Source organism: Sphingomonas endophytica (assembly GCF_001476895.1).
In the GTDB taxonomy this organism is placed as follows: domain Bacteria; phylum Pseudomonadota; class Alphaproteobacteria; order Sphingomonadales; family Sphingomonadaceae; genus Sphingomonas; species Sphingomonas endophytica_A.
Genome location: NZ_LDTB01000273.1, coordinates 1 through 1,065 on the forward strand (window position 1 = coordinate 1; position 1,065 = coordinate 1,065).

The window sequence follows — 1,065 nt, forward strand, 5'->3', positions numbered from 1 at the left end:
ATCTCTATCTCGACCGGCTCTCCAACGCGTTTGCGAACTGGGGCCGCTCGCCGCGCGCCGGCCACGATGCCGACGATGGCGAGGACCGATCGGTCAAGCAGGCCGCCGAGTGACTTGACATTTGCCTCCATACCGGCACATCCGAAGATGTTCATTTCGGCGCCGGTATCGTGCAGATTGTCGCAAAGTCGCTTCTCGTCGTCCTGTTCACCGCGTTCGGCGCAGCCGGCCTTGGCCACGCCCAGACGCCCAAGGGCAAGACGGTGCCCGCCCCGGCTCCCGTAGCTGCGCCCGCCGCGCCGCAAGGCGATGCAGCCGGCAACAAGGCCGGCTGGGTCGCGCGCGGCACCAGCGCGAGCCGCGATGCGCCGCTCGAATGCGCGATGGAGCAGACCGCTGTTCTCAGCAAGACCGGCCAGCTCATCGTGCTGGTCAACATACGCGTTCCCGGCGACACCCGTGCCCCGGTTGCGCTGATCCAGCTTCCGCTCGGCCTGAACCTGCCCGTCGGTGCCAAGCTGCAGGTCGACGACGGCAAGGCGGTCGACGTGCCGATCCAGACCTGCGAGGCGCGCGGCTGCTACATCAATGCGCCGATCGCCGCCGATGTCCTGACCCAGCTGAAATCGGGCAAGCAGCTCAAGGTCTCGTTCCAGAATCTCGGCAAGGAGACCATCTCGATCCCGATGCCGCTCGCCGACTTCGCGACGGTCTACGACAAGATCAAATAGCGCGGCGCGGATCGCCGCCTGCTATCGCTCGCGCTTGTAGAGAAACGCATTGTCGGGCTGCGGCATGCCGATGGTCTTGTAGAAGCCGATCGAGTCAGGCGCCGACAGCAACAGGCACATCGATTCAGGTCCGGCGAAGCGCCGCGTTTCCGCGATCAGGCGCTTGCCGATGCCATGCCCCTGATACTGGCGATCGACCGCAAGGTCGGACAAATAGCAGCAATAGGCGAAATCGGTCAGCGCGCGCGAGACGCCGACGAGTTGGTGCGCCTTGCGCGCCGTCACGATCAGGTTGGCATTGGCGATCATCCGCGCCATCCGCTCGGTATCCGCG

2 protein-coding genes are annotated in these 1,065 nt (G+C 65.4%); one reads left to right on the forward strand and one right to left on the reverse strand.

From position 1 onward, the window contains the following. Positions 1 to 170 precede the first annotated feature (170 nt). On the forward strand, positions 171 to 731 hold the full coding sequence (locus tag NS334_RS17150) for an invasion associated locus B family protein (RefSeq protein WP_058757019.1): 561 nt from the start codon (positions 171 to 173) through the stop codon (positions 729 to 731). Positions 732 to 752: 21 nt separating this feature from the next. Here the strand turns inward: NS334_RS17150 and NS334_RS17155 are convergent. Beyond that, positions 753 to 1,065, reverse strand: a 313-nt coding sequence (locus tag NS334_RS17155) for a GNAT family N-acetyltransferase (RefSeq protein ID WP_058757020.1), incomplete at its 5' end; no start/stop codon positions are given.